Below are 24,725 nucleotides of genomic sequence, written 5' to 3' on the forward strand. Positions count from 1 at the left end.
ATGAACAATATGAATCTCATCCCTGTTTATCCAGAAATCTTTCTGCTGATCGCAACGTCTGCTGTGTTGCTGATCGATATGTTTCTCTCGGATGCAAAGCGCCACATTACCTATTATTTGACGCTGTTGGTAATCGCTGTTTGTGCGTTAATAACGTTAAGTGATTTCCAATCTGGCGAAACGGTTTACACCTTCCACAATATGTTTGTGTCAGATCCATTGTCACATCTATTGAAACTGGTTTCTTACGCTGCGGTTGCCATTACGCTAGTCTATTCGCGTCAATATACGAGCGATAGCCAGATGGTAAATGGTCATCTGGGTGGTGAATTTTATCCGTTAGCATTGTTTGCTTTGCTTGGTCAGATGGTGATGATTTCTGGGAGTAATTTCCTCAGCATTTACCTCGGTTTGGAATTGATGTCGTTGTCGCTGTATGCGCTGGTTGCATTACGTCGCGATAACGCTGCAGCAATCGAAGCGGCAATGAAGTATTTCATCTTGGGTGCGATGGCCTCCGGTTTCCTGTTGTACGGTATGTCGATGTTGTACGGCGCGACGGGAACATTGGATCTGATCGAAATGACCAAAATCCTTGGGATTGGCATCACCGAAGGACAGCATACAACGTTGGTATTCGGCGTAGTCTTTTTGGTGGCTGGTTTAGCCTTTAAATTGGGCGCAGTACCGTTCCATATGTGGGTGCCGGATGTGTATCAAGGTGCACCAACGGCCGCCACATTGTTGTTGGGTGCGGCACCAAAATTGGCTGCGTTTGCGATTTGCTTCCGCTTGCTTGTTGAAGGTTTGTTGTTGTTGGCAGTTGACTGGCAACAGATGTTGATGGTCCTGGCTGTGCTGTCGATGGCGATCGGTAATATCACGGCAATTGCACAAACCAATATAAAACGGATGCTGGCATATTCGACCATTTCGCATATGGGCTTTATGCTGTTAGGTTTATTGTCAGGTGTGGTTGGCGGCAATATGTATTCCGCTATCAATGCGTATAGCGCGGCATTGTTCTATTCCATCACTTACGTACTAACAACACTTGGTACCTTCGGTGTGATCTTGCTGATGACACGCTCTGGTTTCGAAGCAGAAAACATCGACGATTTCAAAGGCTTGAATCAACGTAGTCCATGGTTTGCTGCCGTCATGATGGTGTTGATGCTGTCGTTGGCTGGCGTACCGCCGTTAATGGGTTTTTATGCCAAGTTATCAGTATTGCGTGCAGCAATGGGCACCGGTCAACTCTGGTTACCTATCGTTGCCGTCTTATTCTCGTTGATTGGTGCATTCTATTATTTGCGCGTAATCAAAGTGATGTATTTCGATGATGCGCAAGACACGAATAAAATCGTTAGCCATTTTGATGCGCGTGTGGTGTTAAGTCTGAATGGTATTGCGGTACTGGCATTGGGCTTGTTCCCAGGATTCTTGATGGATGCTAGCCACGCTGCAATCGTACGGACATTAGCCAGTTTCGTTGGTCGTCTGGCTTCATAAGCCTGAAGTCCCACGGCGCACCGACATGAATGTTTCTTCTTCCAGTTGGATTGTAATTCTGTTGGCGGTGCTGGCCGCCAATCTGCCTTTTATAAATGAGCGCCTGTTCGCGCTCATTCCTCTCAAAGCCAAATCAGTCTGGTTGCGTATAGTTGAATTGTTTGTGCTATACGCGCTAGTCGGTGTCATTGCGAATGTGCTTGAATCACGCTTAGGTAATGCATTTACCCAGACGTGGGAATTCTACGCAATCACTGCATGCCTGTTTTTGGTACTCGCTTTCCCTGGCTTTGTGTATCGCTATTTGCGCAAAAAGCACTCCTGATAGCGTTGGTATCGAGTCGCCGGGCGCTTTGAACTTAATAAAAGTAGGAGTTTTTGCATGGACCAGCATCTGAAAGAAACGCAGGTTGATAGCGCATTAGTCTATGACGGCCACTTTCTTAAGGTTCAGCGCGATACCGTAGCACTGCCAGATGGCAAACATACCGCACGCGAATATATCAAGCATCCCGGTGCAGTGGTGATTTTGCCGTTGTTCGATGATGGAACTGTGCTACTTGAACGCCAGTTTCGCTATCCACTGAATAATGTTTTTATCGAATTCCCTGCAGGGAAAATCGATCCCAATGAAGATCATTTAGTCTGTGCCAAGCGCGAACTACAAGAAGAAACTGGTTATACCGCCAATGACTGGCAATATGTTTGTACGATACATAATGCGATTGCTTATGCCGATGAGCATCTGGAAATTTTCCTGGCCCGTGGCTTGACTGCCGGTGAGCGTAAACTTGACGACGGTGAATTTCTGGACGTCTTCAAAGCGCCGGTGACTGAAGTGCTGCAATGGGTGAGAGAAGGAAAGATCACCGATGTCAAAACCATTATTGGAGCGTTTTGGCTGGAGAAGATAGTTGCAGGGCAGTGGAAGCTGTAAGTTATAAATCAAAAAAAAAGCGCCAAATTTTGGCGCTTTTTTTGTTTCTACATATTTCTACATATTCGCGTAGTTTGGCCCGCCACCACCTTCTGGTGTGACCCATACAATATTCTGCGTCGGATCTTTGATATCGCAAGTTTTGCAATGCACACAATTTTGTGAGTTGATTTGCAAACGTTCGGTATTGTCCGGGTTGGTCACAAATTCATATACGCCTGCCGGGCAATAACGTGCTTCTGGTCCGGCATAACGCGCCAGATTAATATTCACTGGTACGTTAGGGTCTTTCAACGTCAAGTGAATAGGTTGCTCTTCCGCGTGGTTAGTATTGGAAATGAAAACGGACGAGAGGCGATCGAACGTCAATTTTCCATCTGGTCGTGGATAGTTAATCGGTGCGAAGTTGGCTGCCGGTTTTAAGCATTCGTGATCAGCGTGAGAGTGATGTAATGTCCACGGTGCTTTGCCACCGAATACAACTTGATCGACGCCGACCATCAATGTGCCGAGATACAAACCTTTGCTCATCCACGGTTTGAAATTACGCGCCTTGTGCAACTCTTCATGTAACCACGATTGCTCAAATGCGGTGGAATAGGCGCTCAATTCGTCGTGCTGACGATCCTGGCTCAGCGCCTCGAAGGCGGCATTGGCTGCCAGCATGCCACTCTTAATCGCTGCGTGACTGCCTTTGATGCGGCTGGCATTGAGGAAGCCGGCTTCGCAACCGATCAACGCACCGCCATTGAAGGTTAGCTTAGGTAATGATTGCAGGCCACCTGCGGTAATTGCGCGCGCGCCATATGAAATGCGTTTGGCGCCGACGAAGAACTTGCTGATTTCAGGATGCGTTTTGTAGCGCTGGAATTCTTCGTACGGTGAAAGATATGGATTTTCGTAAGCCAAGCCAACTACGTAGCCTATGACGACCTGATTGTTTTCGAGATGATAGAAGAATGAACCACCATACGTCTTGGTGTCGAGCGGCCAGCCTGCAGTGTGTATCACCAGCCCGGGTTGATGCAATTTAGGATCAATTTCCCACAATTCCTTGATACCGATGGCATAGGTTTGAGGATCTTTACCTTGATTTAAATCGTACTTGGCGATCAACTGTTTGCCCAAGCTGCCGCGCGCGCCTTCGGCGAACATGGTGTATTTGGCATGCAGTTCCATTCCTAACTGGAAAGCCTCAGTCGGTTTTCCATCGCGCCCAACGCCCATATTGCCAGTGGCGACACCTTTGACTGAACCATCATCGTTATACAGAATTTCTGCTGCCGGGAAACCAGGGAAAATATCCACGCCCAGCGCTTCAGCTTGCTGGCCCAACCAGCGCACTACGTTGGCTAACGAGATAACGTAATTGCCATGATTTTGAAAGCAAGCAGGCAATAACCAATTAGGCGTTTTATAGGCTTTTTTCTCAGACAAAAATAAGAAGCGATCTTCGGTGACCGGCGTGTTGAGAGGGGCTCCCAGCTCTTTCCAGTTTGGAATCAACTCGGTCAATGCTTGCGGATCCATTACAGCGCCCGACAAAATGTGCGCGCCGAGCTCACTGCCTTTTTCCAGCACACATACCGAGGTTTCTCTGCCTTGTTCTGCCGCCAGCTGTTTCAAACGTATCGCCGCCGATAAACCAGCAGGACCACCGCCGACGACAACGACGTCATATTCCATCGCCTCGCGTGGGCCGTATTGTTCCAGTATGCTTTGCTGTTGTGATTCGGGTGCAGATAGTGTCATTGTCTCTTACCTTTTTTATTGCTAGTTTGTCATTTTTGAATAATTTTCGAACGATCGTGCTAATTGTCCGAGATTTTGCGGCAAAATGCTAGGTTTTGGTGACCTGAGACAATAGCATTGTTGCTCTAAATTGGGTCTAACATTTTTGCAAAATAGGAATATGTCGCATGGATAACACGCCGCTCGTCGAAAAAAAACTGGTTCATCGTAGTCGCATGGCGATTCGGTGGGGCGATATGGATGCATTTGGTCATGTTAATAATACGGTCTATTTCCGCTACATAGAACAGGCCAGAATTGAATGGATGGAGAGCTTGGGTGGCAATCTGGCGGGGGAGCAGGGACCGGTACTGGTCAATGCACAATGCACATTCCTGAGCCAGCTTACTTATCCGGGGGAAATAGAAGTGACTTGCTATACCGGGGTATCCGGTCGTTCTAGTATCGAAACCATGTATGAAATCCGCCGCACTGATACGCCTGATATGCTCGTTGCTGAAGGAACTGCAAAAGTTGTCTGGATCGACTTCAAATTAGGGAAGTCAACACCGTTGCCAGATTTGCTACGTTGAGGAAGCAGACGGGATAAATCTGCAGAGATACATTGTCGAATCAATTACTTCGGCTTATCCTTACGAACCATTTGCATTCAAGCAGAACTAAGCAGTTAAGTAAGGCGGCATAACTGTTTGTAGGCCGTCGCCTCCGCGTTGCCGTACTTTAAAGTACTCACAGCTGCGGGGCGCCCGGGCTAAACAGTTATACGGCCTTACATAGTCGAGTAGGTTTAAACAAAGGAGATAGCGGCATGAATAAAGTTTATCCTGACGCCAATAGCGCGTTAGCTGGTCTGGTTAAAGATGGGCAAACCATCGCGGTGGGTGGTTTTGGTCTGTGCGGCATTCCAGAGGCGTTGATTTTGGCTTTACGTGATTCCGGCGTAAAAAATCTGACCGCTATTTCAAACAACGCCGGCGTTGATGGTTTCGGCTTAGGTCAATTATTGACGACACGCCAAATCAAAAAAATGATTTCCTCCTATGTCGGTGAAAACAAAGAATTCGAGCGCCAATATTTGGCGGGTGAATTAGAACTTGAATTCACTCCGCAAGGTACTTTGGCCGAAAAACTGCGCGCCGGAGGCTCTGGCATTCCCGCATTCTTTACTAAAACAGGCGTCGGAACCTTGGTCGCTGAAGGGAAAGAAATACGTGAATTCGACGGCGCAAAATACGTAATGGAGCGTTCGCTGACGGCTGATGTATCTTTAGTCAAAGCGTACAAAGCGGACCGTAGCGGCAATTTGATCTATAACAAAACTGCGCGTAATTTCAATCCTAACGTGGCAATGGCTGGAAAAATCACGGTCGTTGAGGTTGAGCATCTGGTCGAAGTCGGCGAGCTTGATCCTGATGAAATTCATACCCCGGGGATTTTTGTTCACCGCATCGTCGTTAACGCGACACCAGAAAAGCGCATTGAGCAACGCACAGTCAGCGCTTAATTAGAACAAACGGAGAAAAGACATGGCATGGACTCGCGACGAAATGGCCGCACGGGCGGCGCAAGAATTACAAGATGGTTTTTACGTTAATCTCGGCATAGGCTTGCCGACTTTGGTGGCCAACCATGTTCCAAAAGGCGTAGAAGTGTGGCTGCAATCAGAGAATGGTTTGCTCGGTATTGGCCCGTTTCCTAAAGATGATAAAGTCGATCCAGATTTGATCAATGCAGGTAAGCAAACCGTCACATCTTTACCAGGTTCGTCATTTTTCAGTTCAGCGGATTCGTTCGCCATGATACGTGGCGGCAAAATCAACCTGGCGGTGTTGGGCGCGATGCAAGTGTCTGAACATGGCGACCTTGCCAACTGGATGATTCCCGGGAAAATGGTCAAAGGCATGGGCGGTGCGATGGACTTAGTCGCCGGGGTTGGCCGTGTGGTGGTGTTGATGGAGCACGTTGCTAAAGCTAAAGACGGTTCTACCTCACACAAAATTTTAGAGGCTTGCAACTTGCCGCTGACAGGTGTCGGCGTGGTCAATCGCATCATCACTGATCTGGGCGTATTGGATGTGACACCTCAAGGGTTGAAAGTGGTAGAACTGGCTACTGGCGTCAGCAAAGAAGATATGATTGCGAATACAGGCGCGAAACTTGATTTTAGTCAGTTGAATTGACGTTTCTGCAGCACCTCTTCGTAAAACGCCTGCCTGCCTGAAGCATGCAGGCGTTTTGCATAAGAGGTATAAATACACGATATAGAATATTTTAGGAGTTAAAAATGGCAGATGCGTCTTTTGCGATACCAAATTCTGAGTTGAATAAGCCAAGCGTGAATGGGGTGGTTGCGGGTTTCGCTGTCATGCTGTTGTTGATAGTTGGGCTATGGCTGGCAGAAGTCGTCTCATGGCGGCTAGCCATGTTATTTGGTGTTGGCGGTCTGATGGGCGTTGTGCTGTATCACGCACAATTTGGCTTTACGTCGGCATTTCGTGTGTTTATCTCCGAGCGTCGGGGCGCCGGTTTGCGTGCGCAAATGGCAATGCTGGCGTTGGCTTGTCTGTTATTTTTTCCGGCACTTGCTGCCGGATCGCTGTTTGGCACGCCGGTCAAGGGAAATGTTGATCCCATCGGCATGTCGGTATTGGTAGGTGCATTCATGTTTGGGATTGGCATGCAGCTAGGGTCGGGTTGTGCCTCGGGTACGCTTTATACGGTCGGCGGCGGCAGCATACGCATGATCGTTACTCTCTTCTTTTTTATCGCAGGCTCTGTATTGGGGACGCTGCATATGGGCTGGTGGGAAGCGACACCGCATCTCAACGGCATTTCACTGTTGAAGCAATTTGGTTTAGTCCCAGCGTTATTGCTGAATCTGGTGATATTTGCTGGTATAGCGGGCCTCACCGTCCTGCTTGAGCGCCGTCGCCATGGCCGATTGTTGACACCGGTATCGGCTCACGCGAACGGTTGGCGTCGCGTATTGCAGGGTACCTGGCCGCTGCTGGCAGGTGCGCTTGCTTTGGCAATACTCAATTTCGCGACGCTGGCATTGGCAGGAAAGCCATGGGGAATTACGTCCGCTTTCGCACTATGGGGAGCGAAACTGCTATCCATAACAGGAGTCGATGTTGCGTCGTGGTCGTATTGGTCGTCACCCGCACGCGAAGCGCAACTCAGTGGCAGTCTTGCTACCGACATTACTTCGATGATGGATTTTGGCATTATGCTAGGCGCGTTGCTCGCGGCTGCACTAGCCGGTAAATTTGCGCCAGTTTGGCGCATTCCGTTGCGCTCACTGCTTGCCGCAATTGTCGGCGGATTATTGATGGGCTACGGCGCTCGACTTGCCTATGGCTGCAATATTGGCGCGTATTTCAGTGGCATTGCTTCCGCTAGCGTGCATGGCTGGGTATGGTTTGCGGCTGCGCTGGCAGGTAGCTATTTCGGCGTTTGGGCGCGTCCTCTATTTGGGCTATCGAAAAATTAAAGAAGCATTATTATGGAGAGATGAATGGCAACGTTGCCTGGCACAACCTATCGCGACCTGCGAGCATCTCTCCAAAGTGAGTTGAAAGATAGGGTGCTGGCGCATCAAGCCCGCATTGCCGGTGTCAAGCGCATGCCGATGAAAGCTGGCCAACACCTACCGCTGAACCTGATTGCGCAGGGTGACAGCTGGTTCGATTATCCGCTGCCGGTGCCTGTCATCAATCAGTCCGATATCGTTGCCCATCTCAAGCGACTGCCCGCGATGGTTCCCGAAGTGCTGTCAGTGGCGCAGTATGGGGAAAGCGCTGAAGACATGCTAGGTGTCAAAAAAATCCACGATCTCTTCGATCAGTTCAATGACCCGGCTAACGGTAAGTTCGATGCGATCTTGTTCTCGGGCGGTGGCAACGATTTGGTTGGAAATCAGTTCAGGCTCTGGCTCAACGATGCGCTCGCAGCAAATGACGATCCTGCCAACGGCCTCAATGACAGCCGCATCGCTGCCATTTTTGGCGTGGTCAGAGCTGGATATGAGGATCTGATGTTGGCCCGCGATAAAGTCGATCCAACTATCCCGATATTCGCTCATAGCTATGATTTCGCGATTCCAAGCGGCATTGGCATCGTCTGCGTCGGTCCGTGGCTGCGCCTAGGACTCGATGATCGGGGTTGGACCAATCAAATATTTGCGCGAACCATCGTCAAAGACTTACTGTTGCAATTCAATAGCATGCTCGATGATTTCGCGGCCGATCCAGCCAATAACTTTGTGCATGTGCAGACACAGGGTACTTTGTCGGATACGCAATGGGCAAACGAGCTCCACCCGACTCCAATAGGATTCGCTGCTATTACCGCTAAATTTGTCGATGCGCTGCGGTCTCGATTTCCTGGGCGCATTTGATCAGAGTTCGCTAATCCAGACGGAGCAGTTGAATATCCGTTGTCCCAAAATTGTATGGTGCTCCTGATCCACTTTTGAAAGCGCACACTAATATGAAACTGCTGATCATCATTGGCGTAATATTTCTTGGCCTGGTCACCGCAATTACCCTTGCCATCACGCTCGGTGGGCCTGGCAATCCTCCGCCAATGTCCAGCATCAACGATCCTTTCAGCGGTGTCGACTACTCCGATTTGCCGGCGCCACGTCAGTTCACTGCACGCGACGGAGCAAAGTTATCGTTTCGAGAATACCAAGTCGCCAATGGCTTGCCAAAAGGCAGTGTAGTGCTAATTCATGGGTCATCCGCGAGCGGGAAAAGCATGCACCAGATGGCTAAAGCATTTGCAGCTGCTGGCTACACTGCCTTCGCACTTGACGTTCGTGGACATGGCGGCTCTGGCACTAAAGGATACATTGACTATGTCGGCCAATTGGAGAATGACCTTGAGGACTTTTCCAGCGCAATAAAACCGCAGAAGCCGGCGACGTTAGCGGGATTTTCGTCTGGCGGCGGGTTCGTGCTGCGTTTCGCGGGTAGTGCGAAACAGCAGCTGTTCTCCAATTATCTGTTGCTATCTCCATTTATCGGCCTGGATTCGCCTACTTCTCGTCCAAATAGCGGGGGCTGGGTCAGCGTCGGTGTTCCTCGCCTGATAGCAGTTAGTGCGCTTAATGCCATTGGCGTGCGTACGTTTAATCACCTGCCTGTCATTAAATTCGCACTCAGTGAAGAGGCAAAATCCTTCCTGACGCCTCAATACTCGTATGCGTTATTATTGAATTTTGGGCCCGAAAGAGATTGGCGGGCAAACATACGTGCTGTTCGACAACCGCTTTTTTTGGTTGCAGGTCAATCCGATGAGGCGTTTCATGCCGATCTCTTTTCACAGACTTTCAAAGCTGAGGGTAAGGACATACCTGTCACATTAATTCCCGGCATAGGGCACATCGCCCTCACACTTGATCCGACAGCGATTCAAGCTGCTATATCCGCTGTGAAATCAATGGATGCATCGCTGAAATAGAGAGCCGGAATCCGTTGTTTGAGTTCAAAAGCAAAATGAGAATGAAATGGCGAGGCGATGTCCGTGTGCTCAACGGCGGCTGGCCAACGCCAATCGGACCGCCAGTCCTGTAAACACAGACCCAAGCAAATATTGCGGCAGTCGGGACGGCTTTCGGTTTGCTGACAATCTGCGGCTCAACTTGCTCGCTGTCAGAATTACTGCGCCGTTGATGAAAAAGCCAATCAAATTGAGTATAGTCGCCAGTATTAATATCTGAACTGCGATAGGTCCGGCATGCGGTTGTAAAAACTGGGGAAACAATGCCAACACAAATAAGGCCATTTTAGGATTGAGTAGATTTGTAAAAAGCCCTTGTCGAAAAATTTTACCTAATGGATAACAATGCATCGAAGCTGTCGGCGCCAGTATTGTCCCGTTGGCGTGAAAGGTTTTCCAGGCCAGGTAAAGCAAGTAGGCAGCCCCGGCAAATCGCACCAGATCATAGGCCATCGGTACAGCCAAAAATAACTCGGAGAGACCAAATGCGGCAGCCAGAGCATGGCAGTAAGTGCCAGCCAGAATCCCTGCCAATGATGCAAAGCCTGCAGCACGCCCCTGACTGACGCTACGAGAAGCGATTAACAACATATCGGGACCGGGAGTCAGCGTCAACGCGAGGCACGCACCTGAAAACAGTGCAAGTGTGCTTAGACTAAGCATGGGAAATACCTTCTATTTTATGAGGTAAGAAAGCAGAAGTTTATTGGACAGCGGTGACCGGGTCAATCGACGTGGCAGGTCTCAACCAAAGTTGGGCGCTCTCTGATATGGGCAGTTTTATAAGCATATGTAACAGTAATATAACTAGCTTTTTCCCATCAACTTGATAATATCTCCGGAACATTTTTTTTCTGAAATTTGATTTATATAATTGTTGATCCCATAGCACTCCACAGCGGTACATCTAAAGGTGACGTACAACATGAGTATGGAAATAGACAGTCAGTCAACTACTGCGGCTCTCGATTTGACCGCAGGTGCGCCGAAAATTATCAATCAGTTGTTTCAACATGCAGGCATCCAATTGAATGGGAATCAGCCATGGGATATGCAAGTTCACGACACTATCTTTTTTCAGAAAATGTTCTCGAAGTGGGAGCTAGGCATCGGTGAATCGTACATGGATGGCGATTGGGATTGCGACCGGCTCGATGAGTTTTTTTTCAGAATATGCAGTCATGACCTTGAGCAAACGGTGCATGGGCCCGCGAAAATCATGTTTGGCCTGGAAATCTTGCGCCAGAAATTCTTCAACCTCCAAAGCCGAAGCCGTGCCTTTCAGGTCGGCGAGCAGCATTACGATATCGGGAACGACTTGTTTGAAAAAATGCTCGATTCGAGCATGATGTATTCCTGCGGTTATTGGCCAAACGCCAGTAATATTGAAGAAGCGCAGCAGCATAAACTCGATTTGATTTGCCGCAAGCTGGAACTGAAACCGGGAGAGCGTCTACTGGATATCGGCTGCGGCTGGGGCGGGTTGGCGCGTTACGCCGCGCAGAATTATCAGGTTGAAGTAGTCGGCATCACGATTTCAAAAGAGCAGCAAAAACTAGCGCAGGAACGCTGTGCGGGACTGCCGGTAAAGATCGAACTGACCGACTATCGCCAACTCACCGGTCAATTCGATAAGGTGGTGTCAGTGGGTATGATCGAACACGTCGGCGCTAAAAATTACCCGGTCTACTTCGATGTGGTGAGGAAATTGCTTACGCCGGAAGGCTTGTTTCTGTTGCATACCATCGGCAATTACGAGACCGAAATGAAAAGGGATGTCTGGCTGGATACTTACATCTTCCCGAATGGTCATCTGCCATCCGCGAAGGAGCTTGCGAGCGTCCTGGAAAACCGCTTCCTGATTGAAGATTGGCACAATTTTGGTCGGGACTATGATTTGACTCTGATGGCCTGGTGGGAAAATTTCGACCGTGCATGGCCAACATTGAAAGATAAATACGGCGAACGTTTCTATCGGATGTGGAAATATTTCTTACTTTCTTCTGCTGGATTTTTCCGATCTGGTCAGGGGCAACTCTGGCAAATCGTACTCAGCAAACGAGGTCGCATTCAACCTTATCGTTCCGTACGCTAATAACTCCCGCCCCGACTTCACATCATCTGCATCAAATTTTCGGCCTGATAACATCACTGCTATCAGGCCGAAAATCAAAAACTGCCGGTAAATTGATAACGTGAAGCTGGATGCCATAGCGACGCAACCGATGCTACCTGGCCCTGCGACAAGGTGCGGCGCTTAAGCACCAGACACGGTTCGTGCGCCGTCATTCCTAGCAGCTCTGCAATATCGGCCGGCGGCAATCGTGCTTCGATCGCAAAATTCACACCCTGTAGTGGTGCCACGCGCATCAGATAGGCATTCGGTGTCTGGCTGGTGAAGTCCTGTGCCAGATAATCTTGGGCGATTGCCGGATTAACGTAACGGTCTTCGACTTGAATTGGCAGGGCGTTCTCAAAATGCACCACAACCGAATGAAACAGTATTTGCTGTGTCGGCAATTCAAACTGGCGAGCCAAGGCTTCATCCGCTTTGCAGCGCTCCAATTGTTGTAGCTCGCTGCGATGCACATGGCCGCGCCCCGCAATTTCTTCGGCAATGTTACGAATATCGACCAGCGTGGACTGATATTTTTGCTGCGCTACAAACGTCCCTGAGCCTTGTACGCGGAGCACGATTTGTTCGTCGCTAAGTTCGCGGATGGCGCGGTTCACCGTCATCCGGGACACCCCGAATTCACGCGTCAAGGCTTCCTCTGTTGGAATCGCTTCTCCTTCTTTCCAGATTCCGGCTTGAATCTGATCCAGCACATAGGATTTGATGCGCTGGAAGGCGGGGAGATTATTTGTTGTCATGGAATGCCGCTCTGTAAAGGTAGTGATTATTATTTTTTTGCCGCCTATCAGCACTCGCAAAACTTAAATTGTCCTGAGGCATAAGTTTAGCATATACATTATATGTATATACATTTACAAGCTTGTATGTCATATTTGTATTATCAACCAATTGATGGTTGAAAAAATATAAAAACAAAAGTCACATGTGTCAAATCCATTCAGGAGACAAGATGAAACCATTTTTAACGGCACTCATACGTAAAAAAGCAATCAACGATGATACGCGCATAGATCACGGCAGTGGCGAGTTAAAGCGTAGTCTGGGCTTATTTTCTTTGGTAATGCTCGGTGTAGGGGCCACCATCGGTACTGGTATTTTCTTCGCAATGGCTGAGGCTGTGCCGAAAGCCGGGCCTGCGGTACTCTGGTCTTTTGTCATTGCCAGCATTGCGGCTGGCTTAACCGCATTGTGCTATGCCGAATTATCTTCTTTTATTCCGGCGTCTGGCTCGGCTTATTCCTATACCTATGTCAGCGTCGGCGAGTTTCCGGCATACATCGTAGGCGCTTGTCTGTTGCTGGAATACGCCTTGGCCGCCAGTGCTACCGCCATCGGTTGGTCGGAATATTTAAACAATTTTTTGCAACACACCATCGGCTGGTCTATTCCACTGCACTGGCGCAGCCCCTTAATGGTCAGCGGCGCCAACGGGCTGGAAATGCATTGGGGTAATTTTAATTTACCTCCCATTATTCTGGTGTCTATGTGCTGTCTTCTACTATTACGCGGTGCCAAAGAATCCGCGATGGTGAACGGCATTATGGTGCTCATCAAAATCGCCATTCTGGTGTTTTTTTCTGTGATTGCTTTCTCGGCATTCAACAGCCATAACTTCGTTCCCTTCAATCCTCATGGCATGCTAGGTCACACAGGCGAGACGGGTATGGGGATAGTTCCTGCCGCTGGTACCATTTTCTTTTCATTCATCGGACTTGATACGGTCGCCACTGCCGGTGCTGAAAGCAATAATCCGAAACGCAATGTTCCCTTAGGTATTATGTTGGCGCTGCTAATTGTAGTTGCAGCTTATATCCTGGTGGCTACGGCCGCGATGGGGGCACAACCGGTGGCCGCTTTTATTGGACAGGAGGCTGGCCTTTCCGCCATTCTGGAAAACGTTACCGGTCAAAAATGGCCTGCTATTTTGTTATCCGCCGGTGCCATCATTTCCGTGTTCAGCGTGACTCTCGTATTGATTTACGGTCAAACGCGCATCTTGTTCGTCATCGGTCGTGACGGGCTGATTCCCAAAGTTTTCCAAACCGTGCATCCGAAAACGCTGTCGCCAGTGGCTAACACGCTAATTGTGTCTGTCATGGTGGGATTGATCGCTGGATTTGTGGATTCAAGTTATTTGTGGGATATGGTCAGCATGGGAACCCTCGTGGCATTTTCGCTGGTCTCTATCGGGGTGACGGTGATGCGGCTAAAGTCCCCTGAATTAGTACGCGGCTTCACTCTTCCTTTCGGCCCTTGGGTTATTCCGAGTTTGAGTGTGCTTGCCTGTGCCTGGATCGTGGTCGGCTTAAGCAGCATTACCTACACCATATTTGCCGTGTGGATCGGCTTTGCTGTGCTGGGCTACGCGATATACGGTATCCAAAACTCTAAACTCGCTTTGAAAGGAACATGATCATGCAAACCTGTTTGGTAGGTTATACGCCAGATGCTGCGGGCGAAGAAGCGTTATCTTTGGCGCGCATCTGGGCGCGTGCCCATGGCTGGACTTTGGTTGTCTGTGTGGTAGCACCGGAGGCCTGGGGCCATCCCTCACTGGCCAAGCTCGACGTCGAATACGCCAACTTTCTGTCGCAGCATACGCAAGAAAGCATAGACAAGGCGCAAGCTTTTCTGGTGAATACTTCGAACGTGCGCTATATAAGATTCGCTTCAACCTCGGTCAGTGCTGGCTTACTGGCGGCCGCAAAACAGGAAAACGCCGATTTGATCGTGTTGGGTTCATCACGCAGCGGCCCTGTGGGAGGTATCTCAACCGGCGGCATGATCAGCGAAATTATGCACAGTTCCGAGTTCCCGATAGCGATCGCACCGCGCGGTTACAGTGCTGGCGAAAATGCAGTGATTGAGCGTTTCACCTGCGCCTATTCGGGACTGGAAGCTGCCAGCGGCACGGTGCACAAAGCACATGAGATCGCTACTGCGATGGCGGTGCCGCTGCGCTTGGTCAGTTTTGCTGTGCGTGATGGACATATGTACCCGCCGCTAGTCGGTTACCAGGCAGAAGAAAGCCTGGCCGATGCATGGCGTGAGCAAGCGCAGGTCTCGCTAACACGAGTGAAAAAACAGTTGGCGTCTCAACAAACCCCAGTCGAAATCGCCGTGGCGGTGAAAGAAACATGGGAAGAAGCACTCAATAGTTTTGACTGGCTGCCCGGTGAAATGCTGATCCTGGGATCAAGTCGAATGGGCGTACTCAAGCGTGTATTTTTAGGTTCCAACGCTAACAAAATTATCCAGGCTTCGCCTGTGTCTGTGATGGTGCTTCCTCGGGCATCCTAATGTAAACTTTTCGAAATGTGATGGAGTAGGGCGAAACGATGATGTTACTGTCGTACATTTCGCTGGCTACTTCATCCATAAAACTACGTCACATAATCGAAGAAAAATCGTCGTACTGATTCGCGAAAAAGCCGTCGCGTAATAACTTAGCAATCGCTCATTAATAGCACCCAAAACAGCATCCAAAACAGCATCCAAATTTTTTTTGTGGGGAGACGCATGTCGGCAATGTATAGTATTACGCTTATCAACAAAAAACTTTCCCATGGAAAATATTTTATTAGTCGTTGTCGCGTTCTTGTTGGTTGCGCTCAACGGCTTCTTTGTGGCCGCAGAATTTGGCTTGGTCAAACTGCGTCAAACACGTATCAGTGCCATTGCTAAAAAACACGGATTACCGGGCCGAATACTCGTAAAAGTCCATACCCAGCTTGATGCTTATTTGTCGGCCTGCCAGCTCGGCATTACGCTTGCATCGCTCGGTCTTGGTTGGATCGGTGAACCTGCTTTTTCCCGATTGTTAGAACCCTTGTTTCGCTTTGCGGGCGTTACCTCGCAGGCTGCCATTCATAGCATTTCATTCGCATTCGCTTTTTTGATTATTTCGTTCTTGCATATTGTTATCGGTGAGTTGGCACCAAAATCGATGGCGATTCGTAACCCGGACAAAATTAGTTTGTGGAGCGCGCTGCCGCTTTATTGTTTTTATTGGATGATGTATCCGGCGATCTGGGTACTCAATGCCAGTGCCAACTGGATATTGCGGGTGGTCGGCCTGGGAAGTACACACGCGCACGATCATTATTCATCTGAAGAACTCAAACTGATTCTGCGCACCAGCCACCCAGACAATAAATTGAATCGTGAAGAACGGAACGTATTGGCGCAAACGCTGGCTTTCAATGAGTTGGATGTTGCTGACCTCATGCGCCCGATACATGAAATTGCCGCTTTGCATAGTTCATTATCCTTCCAGGAAAACATGCAAACCGTGACTCGTAATCGCTTCAGTCGCTATCCGTATTTTGATGGAACACAAGTGCTGGGTATGATTCACTTGAAGGATTTGTTTCTCGCCCAACAGGAAGGAAAATCCATCACCAATTGGAGCGATTATCTACGCCCTGTGCAGCACATTCCTCCAAATATGCCTGCACGAGAATTGTTCAGACACTTTCGTAAGGGCGCACCACACTTCGTCATCGTCGGCAACAAGGATCAAAAGCCGAGAGGTTTTTTGACGCTGGATAATTTACTGGGCGCACTGGTTGGTGAAATTAGCGATGAGTTTCGCCAAAGCGATCATGATTGGAAGCAGCTAGAAGATGGCAGTTTAATTGGCAAAGGCAGCATGCCGATTTTCACGTTAGAACGAATTCTGGGCATTGATATTGAGAACGAAGAATTCAATCTGAAAGGCGCCGATTCAGTGGGTGGATTGATTATGGGAAAATTGGGCGATATTCCAGTAGAGGATCAGAGAATCGCGTTCGAGCAATTTGACGTCGTCGTCAAAAAAATGAACGGGCCGCGTATTGAGCTGGTGCAGGTATTTCCTGCTGAGACGATAGTGATTGATAGTTCTCACCAGTAGCGATTGGGCAATCATGCTCAGATAAGCTATCTTGATTCAGGCGTCACTTCGTGGTGCGGGCGATGTCGGGAGTAGCCCGACAGTCTTGGTGGCGCTAAAATATTTCTTGTAGCTACTCCGTGCCAGCGATTCTTCATTTAACAGAACGGGAGTTCAATCATCGATTGCAGCCGGAACAAAAAATTGGGCTGGTGCATTCAGTGCTTTTCCGCACGCAGTATCTGTTGCGCAGTTGATAGCTGGTGGTGTAGTTGCTAAGCCTCGTTGATAGATCACTTTACCGTCCTTGATCGTCTCATCAACCTTGATGTCGATAATCTTTGCATGATCTACTGTCAGGGGATTGTCCGAGAGTATCACCAGATCTGCGATCTTGCCGACTTCGATGGACCCTTTCGTTGCTTCTTCAAAGTGCTGGTAAGCCGGCCAGATCGTCATGGCTTTGAGCGCTACGAGTGGGCTGATACGTTGCTTGGGACCCAATATATAGCCGCTACGTGTTACGCGATTCACGGCGGTCGAGATGAGCCGCATGGCGTCGGGGAAAACAACCGGTGCGTCGGAATGGATGCTGAATTTCATGTCGCTTTTTAGCAACCAGCCGGTTGGCGAGATGTTCTCTGCGCGCGCCGGTCCGACTACCGATTCACGGTAGTAATCCCCCCAATAAAACGTATGCATAGGAAACTCTGACGGGAAAATCCCCAACTCTTTAATTTGCGGGATTTGGTCTGCGCGTAACAACTGACCGTGAATCATCACGGTGCGCCTGTCTTTAGGAGGATAGCTTGCAGCAGTGTCTTGCACTATCCGGATCAGTTGGTCAATTGCAGCATCGCCGTTGGTATGTGCCAACAGTTGCCAGTTATTTTTATAGGCCAGGTTAACCCAATCGTGTAACTTAGCGTCGGTAAACGCCGGGTATCCGGCATAATTTTTGTCCTGACCCGACGGCACTTTGAAATAGGGGTGAGTGAACCATGCAGTTTTTCCCTGCGGCGAACCGTCCAGTGTCAGTTTGACACCGCCGATGCGGAAATGATTGGTATAGCTACGTGACATCAATGGACCTTGCAATATGGCTTCGTCACCCGCATCCACCACCGCCACTAAATCGGCATATGAAACCACGTCAATCTTGAATCCGCCCATCCTGGCTATTTCTGGCAGTACCTTGAGTGTTGCAACAGAAGTTTTCCCATCTTGCGCCGTAGTGAAGCCATTGGCGATATAGTGTGCTTCACCACCCTGTATTTGCGCTATTAGTTCATCAGGCGTGAATGTCGGCATGAGTTTTGGCGCTGCCATGAAAAACGCAGTTTCCTGCAGCACACCATTCGGCGTTTTGCCATCGGCCTCGCGTTCGATCACACCGCCCGGAGGATTCGGCGTTGCCGCGCTGATGCCCGCCATCTCTAAAGCCTTGCTGTTAAGCACCCCGATATGGCCAGACTGATGGCTGATCATGATAGGTATCTTGGTCGAAACTGCATCAAGTTCCTGTCGAGTCGGATGGCGCTGCTCGACCATCTGGGAGTTATCGTAGTTCATTCCAACCACGATGTGATGCGCTTTGACGATAGCTGACGTCGCCATAAAATCGCGCAGTGCTTGCTGTAGTTCCGGAATCGCGTTAACTGGTCCATCGGGTGCGGGCAACAGATTCGCTGAAACCGATTGCGTGCCAACCTCAACAAAATGACTGTGCCCATCAACGAAGCCGGGAATCATCGTCTTGCCGCCGAGATTTATCATCTGGGTGGTCGCGCCCTTATTTTGCTTCTCGATGTCCGCACGCGTTCCAACCGCAAGAATTTTCCCATCCTTGAGAGCAACAGCTTCGACGTTCGGTTGTGCGTCGTTGACGGTAATGATAGTACCGTCGAAGTAAATAACGTCGGCTGTAGATGCCGCGGTGGGTAAGTTTTTTTCGGTTAAGTTACAAGCCCCCAACAATAACAACAAGCTCCCTGTGATAACTATTACTGCGCGCATAGTCTTTCCTTTGAGTCGGCTTCGTTACATAAGGAGATACGTTGCAGCACTGCAAGACTGTATTCAAGGGAAAGCGGCCATTAGGGTGGCCTCTATTTACGGAACTATCGTTGTGAAAAGATAGACCGCAAAAATCACTAAATGAATGGTCCCTTGCATCACAGTTGTGCGGCCAGTGCCAAGAGACAAAGTGGCGACAATGAAAGACAGTAACAACAATACCGTCGATTTAATGTCTAATCCGAGCGATAAAGTCCAACCAGTCGTCAGCGAAACGATCGCTACCGCCGGAATGGTTAATCCTATGCTTGCCAATGCTGAGCCGAGCGCCAAATTAAGGCTGGTCTGTAACCGGTTAGCACGGGCTGCGCGCACAGCGGCCAATCCCTCAGGCAAGAGAACCACTGCAGCAATAATAATTCCAACCAGGGATTTTGGTGCACCAGCATTCGCCACCATGGTCTCCAGCGTCGGAGCCAGTGACTTCGACAGTAGAACTACCGCGCCCAGGCAAACCAGCAAAAGTCCGCCGCTAGTCCAGGCTACTTTGTTTGATGGCGGAGCCGCATGCACTTCCTCATCATTGGTTGCTTCGTCCGGTAGAAAATAGTCACGATGTCTAACCGTTTGCACCAGAACAAAAGTGCCGTAAAGAACTAAGCATATGACGGCAATAAAGCCCAGTTGACCGGCGCTATAAACAGGGCCGACTACGCTCGACGTATAGTTAGGTAACACTAGCGTAAGCACCGCAATTGCACCTAAAGTAGCCAGCGATGTACTTACACCCAGTAAGCCGAACGTTTGTTCTTTATGGCGACTGGCGCCGGCCAACAGACAAATACCGACGATGCCATTAAGGATAATCATGATGGCGGCAAATACCGTGTCGCGTGCCAATCCCGTTGTTTCCTCGCCGCCAGCCAGCATTAGCGACACAATCAAAGCCACTTCAATCATCGTCACCGCCAACGCCAACACCAGCGTTCCATACGGTTCGCCGACGCGATGTGCCACGACTTCCGCATGGTGCACGGCAGCGAGCACGCTGCCCATAAGGCCTGCAACCAGCAATAATGAGTAAATGGCGCCGAGATCAAATTTTGCGCCGCCCAGCAAAAGCCAGCCAGCAATCGGGGCAACGATAGTCCATAGTGGGAGAGTGGGATTTTTTTTCATGATCTTATTGGACACTACTCTGGCATCTTTGGCAAGCTACGGTATGATCAACTTTTTCAGTTAATTTGGATTATTACGGGGCAATATGCACATTAATGAAATCAGCAGCTCCGTCAAGATGACGGGAAATTCCACATTTACCGCTGAAGTCGGGGACGATTGGACGCAAGGTCGTACGCTGTTCGGTGGTCTACAGGCCATGCTTGCACTTGAGGCAATGCTTCTGTTGCTACCGGATGCTCCTGCACTTTGGTCGCTGCAAACGACATTTATCGCCCCTGTACCGCCCGGTACGGTGCATGGTGAGGTAAAAATACTACGCTCTGGACGTTCTGCGACGCAAATGGAAGCGCGTTTGATGGTGAATGGGGAGAGTGCGTGCATCGTTGTTGCGATCTTCGGCGCTTCGAGAACATCGGCTGTGAAGATAAACCCGCCGCAAGTCGCACCACCTTCTCAGGATATTAACTCCTCGGCTGAGCTACCGTTCGTCCCCAATATCACGCCTAACTTTACTCAGCATTACTCCTATCACTGGGCTGTCGGTGGTTTGCCGTTTTCGGGCAGCACAAGTAGCGAAACGCGTATCCACGTTCGTCAACGTGACGCGGCAATGCTTAGTGCGTTACATGTTGTGGCACTGGGTGACGCGATTCCGTCACCGGCGCTGTCTTTACTCGACCAGCCGGCACCAGCCAGTTCGCTCTCCTGGTCTTTTGAATTCGTGCGTCATTTACCGCCAGTTGCATCAACTGAATGGTGGCGTATTGATGCACGGATTATTGCGGCTCAGGATGGCTATGCGAGTCAGGATGCCGGCTTGTACGGACCGGATGGCGGTCTTGTTGCGTTGTCTCGGCAGGTGGTCGCGTTGTTTGGGTGAAAAGAGGGTAATAACGTCGTATTAGCCACAGACATTAGATCCCGTTGCCAACATCTTCAGTGCCGATAAATCGATTATTTCTATTTCTCGGTTACTGACATTTATCATGCCGTCTTTTTTTAATTTCGTTAGCAAGCGGCTAATGCTTTCTATCGTCAGGCTGAGATAATTGCCGATGTCTTCACGCGTCATGCGTAATTTGAAATGGGTGCCAGAGTAGCCGCGAGCTTCATAGCGCGACGATACGTTGACTAAAAACGCAGCAAGTCGCTGTTCTGCTCCCATATTTCCAAGAAGTAAAATAACGCTTTGTTCGCGCGTGATTTCTTTGCTCATCATGCGATGAAAATGTCGTAACAATGCCGGGATGGTTGCGAATAATTCTTCGAGACGGACAAACGGAATTTTGCAAACCTCACTATTTTCCAATGCAACAGCATCACACTGATGAGTTCCGGTGCCGATGGCGTCCATGCCGAGCAATTCGCCGGCCATTTGAAAGCCAGTAATTTGTTGTGCTCCGTCAGGACTGACTTGGTAGGTTTTAAACTGTCCAGCCCGCACCGCAAACAAAAAGTTGAACTTGTCGCCAATCCGGTAAAGCGTGTCATCACGACTGACGCGGCTACGACCAATAATACCGTCCAGGCGTTGCATATCGGATTGCTCCAGTCCCATTGGCAAGCAAAGTTGTCGCATGCTGCAAGATGAGCAACTGTTGCGCAGGGCGGGGATGTCAAGCAGCGGTGCTGCAAGGGATGTGGGTGGCTTCATTACGTGGTCTGATAGAGAATAGGGTCCGGCATTGTCGTCACTTTGCAACTTGTTACGACGCGCTATTTTACCGCCATGCAGTGCGCAATGGCGGTGTCCCCATCTAGATCAGAGTGCATCAGGAACGATTACAAGCTTACTTCAGCCCCGCTTGTCGGTTGACCGGAAAAATCGGTCCAACAACGGCGGCGAAAGTCGTACAGCTTACAGCGACGCGCCGTATCAAAATACCAGCGCCAGGAAAATTTCTGTATCACTATGCGTAGTGGCAACATGACTTCAAGAATTTTTTGTGCTTCCTGCAAGCGGTATAGCGGAATGCTCATGTCCACGTGGTGGGCGGTATGTTCCATGATGTTATGCATTAATGCGCCGAAACGATAACGAAATGTCAGGTGAACAGTAGTGGAGACAAAAGGCTGCGCTGCCGCCCACGCTACTTTATCGTCATACCAGGCGATGTTGGTATGCGTGTGATGAACGTATACGACAAAGCCGATCATCGCATTCCAAAACAGAAAAGGTAATGCAAAGCCTGCCAGCAAAGTTATTCCTATTGATTGCTTGGTGATTATTGCGGCGGCGGCCAATCCGGCTACCCAAACCATTGCCGCAGCAGTGACAAGTACGCCATCCCAAGTAAATACTGGCCGTCGTGTTGGCATTTTTTTCCGACTAGGGAAGTACATCCGTTGCCACCACATTTCAATAAAGTAATACAACCAGGGTGCCCAGCCACTGCGATATATCCGTTCCAGCAATTGGCGCCAGCGCGGCAGCGCCTGGAACTCATCCAGAGAAAGCGGATGCCAGACAAAGTCGAAACCTTTCAAATTGGTGTAGCCGTGATGAACCACGTTATGACCGACATCCCACAAACTATAAGGCGTCAGCGAGGGCAGGAAAACCAGGCGGCCTATCCAGCGATTGAGGCGTCTATTCGGCGTGAAACTTTGATGACATGCATCGTGACCGAGAATGAACAGGCGTCCGATGACAAAGCCTGCAACAACGCCAAACAGTAGTTTTGCGGCGATATTCCGAAACCAGATAGTGGCGCCTATGGCCAATAAAAACAGGATCAGATCAAGCAAAACCAGTGTCAGCGCGTGGGCGGAGCTGCGTTGCATTATCGGTAGCAGCCACGAGCGAATTACTTTGCGATGTGGCATCACCGCCGACGGCAATATCGGGTCGGGGAGTTGGGGAAAAATCATGTGCAAGTCTTTGACAAAAAGCTACGGTGAAATGCAATAATTTTAGGCGGTTTGAAATGACTTGATATTGATCCAAATCAAGTTTTGATGAAAATCAATGACATTGATCGGATTGATTATTCGTGCGCCTAATCCCAACAAAATAGCGTCCCCATGTTGACCGCCAATTTACCTGGTGCCGGGTTGAAAAATCTGACTGATTTCGGATCTAGCAGCCATCAATTCCGCAAAACGCACCATCTGAGGCGGCTTCCGCATGCGTTTTATCCGCTGTGCGTAGTCGCAAGTGATCGGTCCATTCCGCTGCGCGACCTAGCCATCCGCTGATATCGAGTCGCTCTAGCGTGCCGTCGGCGCGTTCCAGTACGAGGGTTGGATATCCTTGTCCGCCAGCCTGCGTCAGTCGAATGCGGCTCTCATTGAAATGCTGCACGGTAGGTGCGCCCGAAAGACGATCAAAGGCTTCGGCAAAGGCGGCAGCGTTAATCTCCAACTCTTTTGCCAGTTCAAACAGGACGGTGGTCTCTGCAATGCGCCGCCCTTCAACGTAGTGTGCGCGTTGAAGACGATGCAACATGTCCAATCCTTTCCCGGCCAGCTCCTCGGCCGCAAGAATGGCAGTTGTCGGCGGGGCAGAATCCAGAATGGCGCTGGTGTCGCGCAATAATCCATTGAAGTAACCATCTCCGAACGGCTGCCCGGTCATTTGCGCGATGCGCTTATCGTGCCCCATAACGTAATCGCGGAGCTGCGATGTGACGGCATGGCGGTTGGCGCCAGCCATCATCCCACCGCTATGCAAAGCGATCGTCAACCCCGGGATGGTGCGTGCGGCAGAAATCAGCGGCTCGGCGCCGTAACACCAGCCGCATAATGGATCGAATATGTAGTGAAGAGTTGTCATGCTGTTTCCTTTATCGGTTGTTTCCAAGCTTGCGCGTGAGGTGTTTATTGCGGCCATTTCATGTCGCCTTTGAAGACCTTGGCACTCAACTCCAGCGACGCTGGCTGGCCGGCTTGCGGGAAGCGCGTTTTCATGGCGCTCACGAGAGCGGCGGAGTCTTTGGCTTTGGCCGCTTCTGCGCCAAACGCCTTGATATATTCGCTGGTGTAAGTCACTGCGCCAAGCCCCTTGGGTGCTTCGCCAAGAAAATGTCCGGGAATGACGATGGCCGGTTTCAACGCAGCTATATTATTCAGCGTAGTTTGCCAATCCTTGCGCGACTGCGCCGTTTGCGTATCTGCCATCCAAATGTGAATGCCGCTGGCAACGACCACGCCGCCAGCCACTGTTTTTAGCGAAGGAATCCATAGGTAGCTGCGATCCGGGCTTGGCCCTTTCAATCCTTTAATGTCGATGGCCTTGCCTTCCAGCGTCAGGTGATCGACCATCAGTGCGTGCGGCAGTATTAGCTTTTGCGGCGCATTTTCTTTCAAAATCGGCCCCCAGTAGGCGAGTTTGCCGTTCATGTTGGTCTTGATTGCGGCCACGGTCTGCGGCGTGGCAATGATCTTCGCGTTGGGGAACGCGGCGTGAATAACATCCAGGCCGAAGTAGTAATCCGGATCGCTATGGCTTATATATACGGTACGCAAGGTTTTGCCACTTTGCTTGATTCGCTGCACCAGTTGTTCGGCGTCGTTGCGCTGAAATTGGGCATCGATGAGGACCGCGTCGTGCTCGCCGCTGATGATGACGGAGGTCACAGGAAAAATGGCCTTTTCGCCCGGGTTGTAGACCTGCACCTGCAGCGGCTGAGCTGCATGGGATACCGACACGGCAAGCGTGAGGGAAATGGCAGATAAAGTGGTGATGAGTTGGCGGCGATTCATGGTGTTTTCCTCTGGATTATTCAATCAAACTGGGTAATTTTCGGTCAATGAGTGAAGATTAGAGGTTTCTTCCTGCTTGATAAACAGTCTAAAATGCAATTAATTGT

At 49.8% G+C, this 24,725-nt stretch carries 23 protein-coding genes; 14 read left to right on the forward strand and 9 right to left on the reverse strand.

Annotation, left to right across the window (positions count from 1 at the left end):
* From nuoN to GEV47_RS00620, 3 genes are read left to right on the forward strand one after another with little or no spacing between them, the layout of a single operon-like run.
* Complete coding sequence (gene nuoN / locus GEV47_RS00610; protein ID WP_153232792.1) at positions 1–1,512, forward strand: NADH-quinone oxidoreductase subunit NuoN; 1,512 nt, start codon at positions 1–3, stop codon at positions 1,510–1,512.
* A gap of 25 nt (positions 1,513–1,537) precedes the next feature.
* Positions 1,538–1,837, forward strand: a complete 300-nt coding sequence (locus GEV47_RS00615; protein WP_153232793.1) for a DUF2818 family protein — start codon at positions 1,538–1,540, stop codon at positions 1,835–1,837.
* A 57-nt stretch (positions 1,838–1,894) separates the two neighbouring features.
* The gene (locus tag GEV47_RS00620; protein WP_153232794.1) at positions 1,895–2,449 is read left to right on the forward strand and encodes an NUDIX domain-containing protein; all 555 of its coding nucleotides are present in this window, start codon (positions 1,895–1,897) and stop codon (positions 2,447–2,449) included.
* Positions 2,450–2,506: 57 nt separating this feature from the next.
* On the opposite strand, the gene GEV47_RS00625 is transcribed toward GEV47_RS00620, so the two are convergent.
* Positions 2,507–4,201, reverse strand: coding sequence for an electron transfer flavoprotein-ubiquinone oxidoreductase (locus tag GEV47_RS00625; protein ID WP_153232795.1), 1,695 nt, complete (start codon positions 4,199–4,201; stop codon positions 2,507–2,509).
* A 167-nt stretch (positions 4,202–4,368) separates the two neighbouring features.
* Between GEV47_RS00625 and GEV47_RS00630 the strand changes: the two genes are divergently transcribed.
* From GEV47_RS00630 to GEV47_RS00655, 6 genes are all read left to right on the forward strand, one after another.
* Complete coding sequence (locus GEV47_RS00630; RefSeq protein WP_153232796.1) at positions 4,369–4,773, forward strand: acyl-CoA thioesterase; 405 nt, start codon at positions 4,369–4,371, stop codon at positions 4,771–4,773.
* A gap of 236 nt (positions 4,774–5,009) precedes the next feature.
* Positions 5,010–5,705, forward strand: a complete 696-nt coding sequence (locus GEV47_RS00635) for a CoA transferase subunit A (RefSeq protein WP_153232797.1) — start codon at positions 5,010–5,012, stop codon at positions 5,703–5,705.
* Positions 5,706–5,727: 22 nt separating this feature from the next.
* Positions 5,728–6,381 carry a 3-oxoacid CoA-transferase subunit B gene (locus tag GEV47_RS00640; protein ID WP_153232798.1) on the forward strand — a complete coding sequence of 218 codons (654 nt, stop codon included), beginning with the start codon at positions 5,728–5,730 and terminating at the stop codon, positions 6,379–6,381.
* A 104-nt stretch (positions 6,382–6,485) separates the two neighbouring features.
* Entirely contained in the window at positions 6,486–7,694 is a 1,209-nt protein-coding gene (locus GEV47_RS00645) for a YeeE/YedE family protein (RefSeq protein WP_153232799.1), read from the forward strand.
* A gap of 24 nt (positions 7,695–7,718) precedes the next feature.
* A complete protein-coding gene (locus GEV47_RS00650; protein WP_153232800.1) occupies positions 7,719–8,600 on the forward strand; it encodes an SGNH/GDSL hydrolase family protein in 882 nt (293 codons plus the stop codon).
* A gap of 92 nt (positions 8,601–8,692) precedes the next feature.
* Entirely contained in the window at positions 8,693–9,667 is a 975-nt protein-coding gene (locus tag GEV47_RS00655; RefSeq protein ID WP_153232801.1) for an alpha/beta hydrolase, read from the forward strand.
* Positions 9,668–9,736: 69 nt separating this feature from the next.
* On the opposite strand, the gene GEV47_RS00660 is transcribed toward GEV47_RS00655, so the two are convergent.
* On the reverse strand, positions 9,737–10,369 hold the full coding sequence (locus GEV47_RS00660) for a LysE family translocator (RefSeq protein WP_153232802.1): 633 nt from the start codon (positions 10,367–10,369) through the stop codon (positions 9,737–9,739).
* Positions 10,370–10,631: 262 nt separating this feature from the next.
* Between GEV47_RS00660 and cfa the strand changes: the two genes are divergently transcribed.
* Positions 10,632–11,801, forward strand: coding sequence for a cyclopropane fatty acyl phospholipid synthase (gene cfa / locus GEV47_RS00665; RefSeq protein WP_153232803.1), 1,170 nt, complete (start codon positions 10,632–10,634; stop codon positions 11,799–11,801).
* A 74-nt stretch (positions 11,802–11,875) separates the two neighbouring features.
* Here cfa and hutC read toward each other — a convergent pair whose 3' ends face one another.
* Positions 11,876–12,580 carry a histidine utilization repressor gene (hutC, locus tag GEV47_RS00670; RefSeq protein WP_153232804.1) on the reverse strand — a complete coding sequence of 235 codons (705 nt, stop codon included), beginning with the start codon at positions 12,578–12,580 and terminating at the stop codon, positions 11,876–11,878.
* 212 nt (positions 12,581–12,792) lie between these two features.
* Between hutC and GEV47_RS00675 the strand changes: the two genes are divergently transcribed.
* From GEV47_RS00675 to GEV47_RS00685, 3 genes are all read left to right on the forward strand, one after another.
* Entirely contained in the window at positions 12,793–14,256 is a 1,464-nt protein-coding gene (locus tag GEV47_RS00675; protein ID WP_153232805.1) for an amino acid permease, read from the forward strand.
* Positions 14,257–14,258: 2 nt separating this feature from the next.
* Complete coding sequence (locus tag GEV47_RS00680) at positions 14,259–15,143, forward strand: universal stress protein (protein WP_194270542.1); 885 nt, start codon at positions 14,259–14,261, stop codon at positions 15,141–15,143.
* A 265-nt stretch (positions 15,144–15,408) separates the two neighbouring features.
* Entirely contained in the window at positions 15,409–16,737 is a 1,329-nt protein-coding gene (locus GEV47_RS00685; protein WP_153232807.1) for a hemolysin family protein, read from the forward strand.
* A 153-nt stretch (positions 16,738–16,890) separates the two neighbouring features.
* Here the strand turns inward: GEV47_RS00685 and GEV47_RS00690 are convergent, their stop codons facing one another.
* Both GEV47_RS00690 and GEV47_RS00695 read right to left on the reverse strand, forming a co-directional pair.
* On the reverse strand, positions 16,891–18,732 hold the full coding sequence (locus tag GEV47_RS00690) for an amidohydrolase (RefSeq protein ID WP_153232808.1): 1,842 nt from the start codon (positions 18,730–18,732) through the stop codon (positions 16,891–16,893).
* Between the two features lie 96 nt (positions 18,733–18,828).
* On the reverse strand, positions 18,829–19,911 hold the full coding sequence (locus tag GEV47_RS00695; RefSeq protein ID WP_153232809.1) for a calcium:proton antiporter: 1,083 nt from the start codon (positions 19,909–19,911) through the stop codon (positions 18,829–18,831).
* An 85-nt stretch (positions 19,912–19,996) separates the two neighbouring features.
* On the opposite strand from GEV47_RS00695, the gene GEV47_RS00700 reads away from it, so the two are divergent.
* On the forward strand, positions 19,997–20,794 hold the full coding sequence (locus tag GEV47_RS00700; protein ID WP_153232810.1) for an acyl-CoA thioesterase: 798 nt from the start codon (positions 19,997–19,999) through the stop codon (positions 20,792–20,794).
* A 21-nt stretch (positions 20,795–20,815) separates the two neighbouring features.
* On the opposite strand, the gene fnr is transcribed toward GEV47_RS00700, so the two are convergent.
* From fnr to GEV47_RS00720, 4 genes are all read right to left on the reverse strand, one after another.
* Positions 20,816–21,568, reverse strand: coding sequence for a fumarate/nitrate reduction transcriptional regulator Fnr (gene fnr, locus GEV47_RS00705; protein ID WP_153232811.1), 753 nt, complete (start codon positions 21,566–21,568; stop codon positions 20,816–20,818).
* A gap of 128 nt (positions 21,569–21,696) precedes the next feature.
* Positions 21,697–22,785 carry a fatty acid desaturase gene (locus GEV47_RS00710; RefSeq protein ID WP_228124507.1) on the reverse strand — a complete coding sequence of 363 codons (1,089 nt, stop codon included), beginning with the start codon at positions 22,783–22,785 and terminating at the stop codon, positions 21,697–21,699.
* 208 nt (positions 22,786–22,993) lie between these two features.
* On the reverse strand, positions 22,994–23,689 hold the full coding sequence (locus GEV47_RS00715; RefSeq protein WP_194270543.1) for a DsbA family protein: 696 nt from the start codon (positions 23,687–23,689) through the stop codon (positions 22,994–22,996).
* Between the two features lie 44 nt (positions 23,690–23,733).
* Positions 23,734–24,618 (reverse strand): MBL fold metallo-hydrolase, encoded by an 885-nt coding sequence (locus tag GEV47_RS00720; protein ID WP_153232812.1) that lies wholly within the window; start codon positions 24,616–24,618, stop codon positions 23,734–23,736.
* Positions 24,619–24,725: the final 107 nt, after the last annotated feature.

Source organism: Glaciimonas soli (assembly GCF_009497155.1).
GTDB lineage: Bacteria > Pseudomonadota > Gammaproteobacteria > Burkholderiales > Burkholderiaceae_D > Glaciimonas > Glaciimonas soli.

Bases quoted from the DNA above. Each gene is read 5' to 3' on its own strand.
- nuoN (WP_153232792.1), top strand. From the start codon at position 1: ATGAACAATATGAATCTCATCCCTGTTTATCCAGAAATCTTTCTGCTG.
- GEV47_RS00615 (WP_153232793.1), top strand. From the start codon at position 1,538: ATGAATGTTTCTTCTTCCAGTTGGATTGTAATTCTGTTGGCGGTGCTG.
- GEV47_RS00620 (WP_153232794.1), top strand. From the start codon at position 1,895: ATGGACCAGCATCTGAAAGAAACGCAGGTTGATAGCGCATTAGTCTAT.
- GEV47_RS00625 (WP_153232795.1), bottom strand. From the start codon at position 4,201: ATGACACTATCTGCACCCGAATCACAACAGCAAAGCATACTGGAACAA.
- GEV47_RS00630 (WP_153232796.1), top strand. From the start codon at position 4,369: ATGGATAACACGCCGCTCGTCGAAAAAAAACTGGTTCATCGTAGTCGC.
- GEV47_RS00635 (WP_153232797.1), top strand. From the start codon at position 5,010: ATGAATAAAGTTTATCCTGACGCCAATAGCGCGTTAGCTGGTCTGGTT.
- GEV47_RS00640 (WP_153232798.1), top strand. From the start codon at position 5,728: ATGGCATGGACTCGCGACGAAATGGCCGCACGGGCGGCGCAAGAATTA.
- GEV47_RS00645 (WP_153232799.1), top strand. From the start codon at position 6,486: ATGGCAGATGCGTCTTTTGCGATACCAAATTCTGAGTTGAATAAGCCA.
- GEV47_RS00650 (WP_153232800.1), top strand. From the start codon at position 7,719: ATGGCAACGTTGCCTGGCACAACCTATCGCGACCTGCGAGCATCTCTC.
- GEV47_RS00655 (WP_153232801.1), top strand. From the start codon at position 8,693: ATGAAACTGCTGATCATCATTGGCGTAATATTTCTTGGCCTGGTCACC.
- GEV47_RS00660 (WP_153232802.1), bottom strand. From the start codon at position 10,369: ATGCTTAGTCTAAGCACACTTGCACTGTTTTCAGGTGCGTGCCTCGCG.
- cfa (WP_153232803.1), top strand. From the start codon at position 10,632: ATGAGTATGGAAATAGACAGTCAGTCAACTACTGCGGCTCTCGATTTG.
- hutC (WP_153232804.1), bottom strand. From the start codon at position 12,580: ATGACAACAAATAATCTCCCCGCCTTCCAGCGCATCAAATCCTATGTG.
- GEV47_RS00675 (WP_153232805.1), top strand. From the start codon at position 12,793: ATGAAACCATTTTTAACGGCACTCATACGTAAAAAAGCAATCAACGAT.
- GEV47_RS00680 (WP_194270542.1), top strand. From the start codon at position 14,259: ATGCAAACCTGTTTGGTAGGTTATACGCCAGATGCTGCGGGCGAAGAA.
- GEV47_RS00685 (WP_153232807.1), top strand. From the start codon at position 15,409: ATGGAAAATATTTTATTAGTCGTTGTCGCGTTCTTGTTGGTTGCGCTC.
- GEV47_RS00690 (WP_153232808.1), bottom strand. From the start codon at position 18,732: ATGCGCGCAGTAATAGTTATCACAGGGAGCTTGTTGTTATTGTTGGGG.
- GEV47_RS00695 (WP_153232809.1), bottom strand. From the start codon at position 19,911: ATGAAAAAAAATCCCACTCTCCCACTATGGACTATCGTTGCCCCGATT.
- GEV47_RS00700 (WP_153232810.1), top strand. From the start codon at position 19,997: ATGCACATTAATGAAATCAGCAGCTCCGTCAAGATGACGGGAAATTCC.
- fnr (WP_153232811.1), bottom strand. From the start codon at position 21,568: ATGAAGCCACCCACATCCCTTGCAGCACCGCTGCTTGACATCCCCGCC.
- GEV47_RS00710 (WP_228124507.1), bottom strand. From the start codon at position 22,785: ATGATTTTTCCCCAACTCCCCGACCCGATATTGCCGTCGGCGGTGATG.
- GEV47_RS00715 (WP_194270543.1), bottom strand. From the start codon at position 23,689: ATGACAACTCTTCACTACATATTCGATCCATTATGCGGCTGGTGTTAC.
- GEV47_RS00720 (WP_153232812.1), bottom strand. From the start codon at position 24,618: ATGAATCGCCGCCAACTCATCACCACTTTATCTGCCATTTCCCTCACG.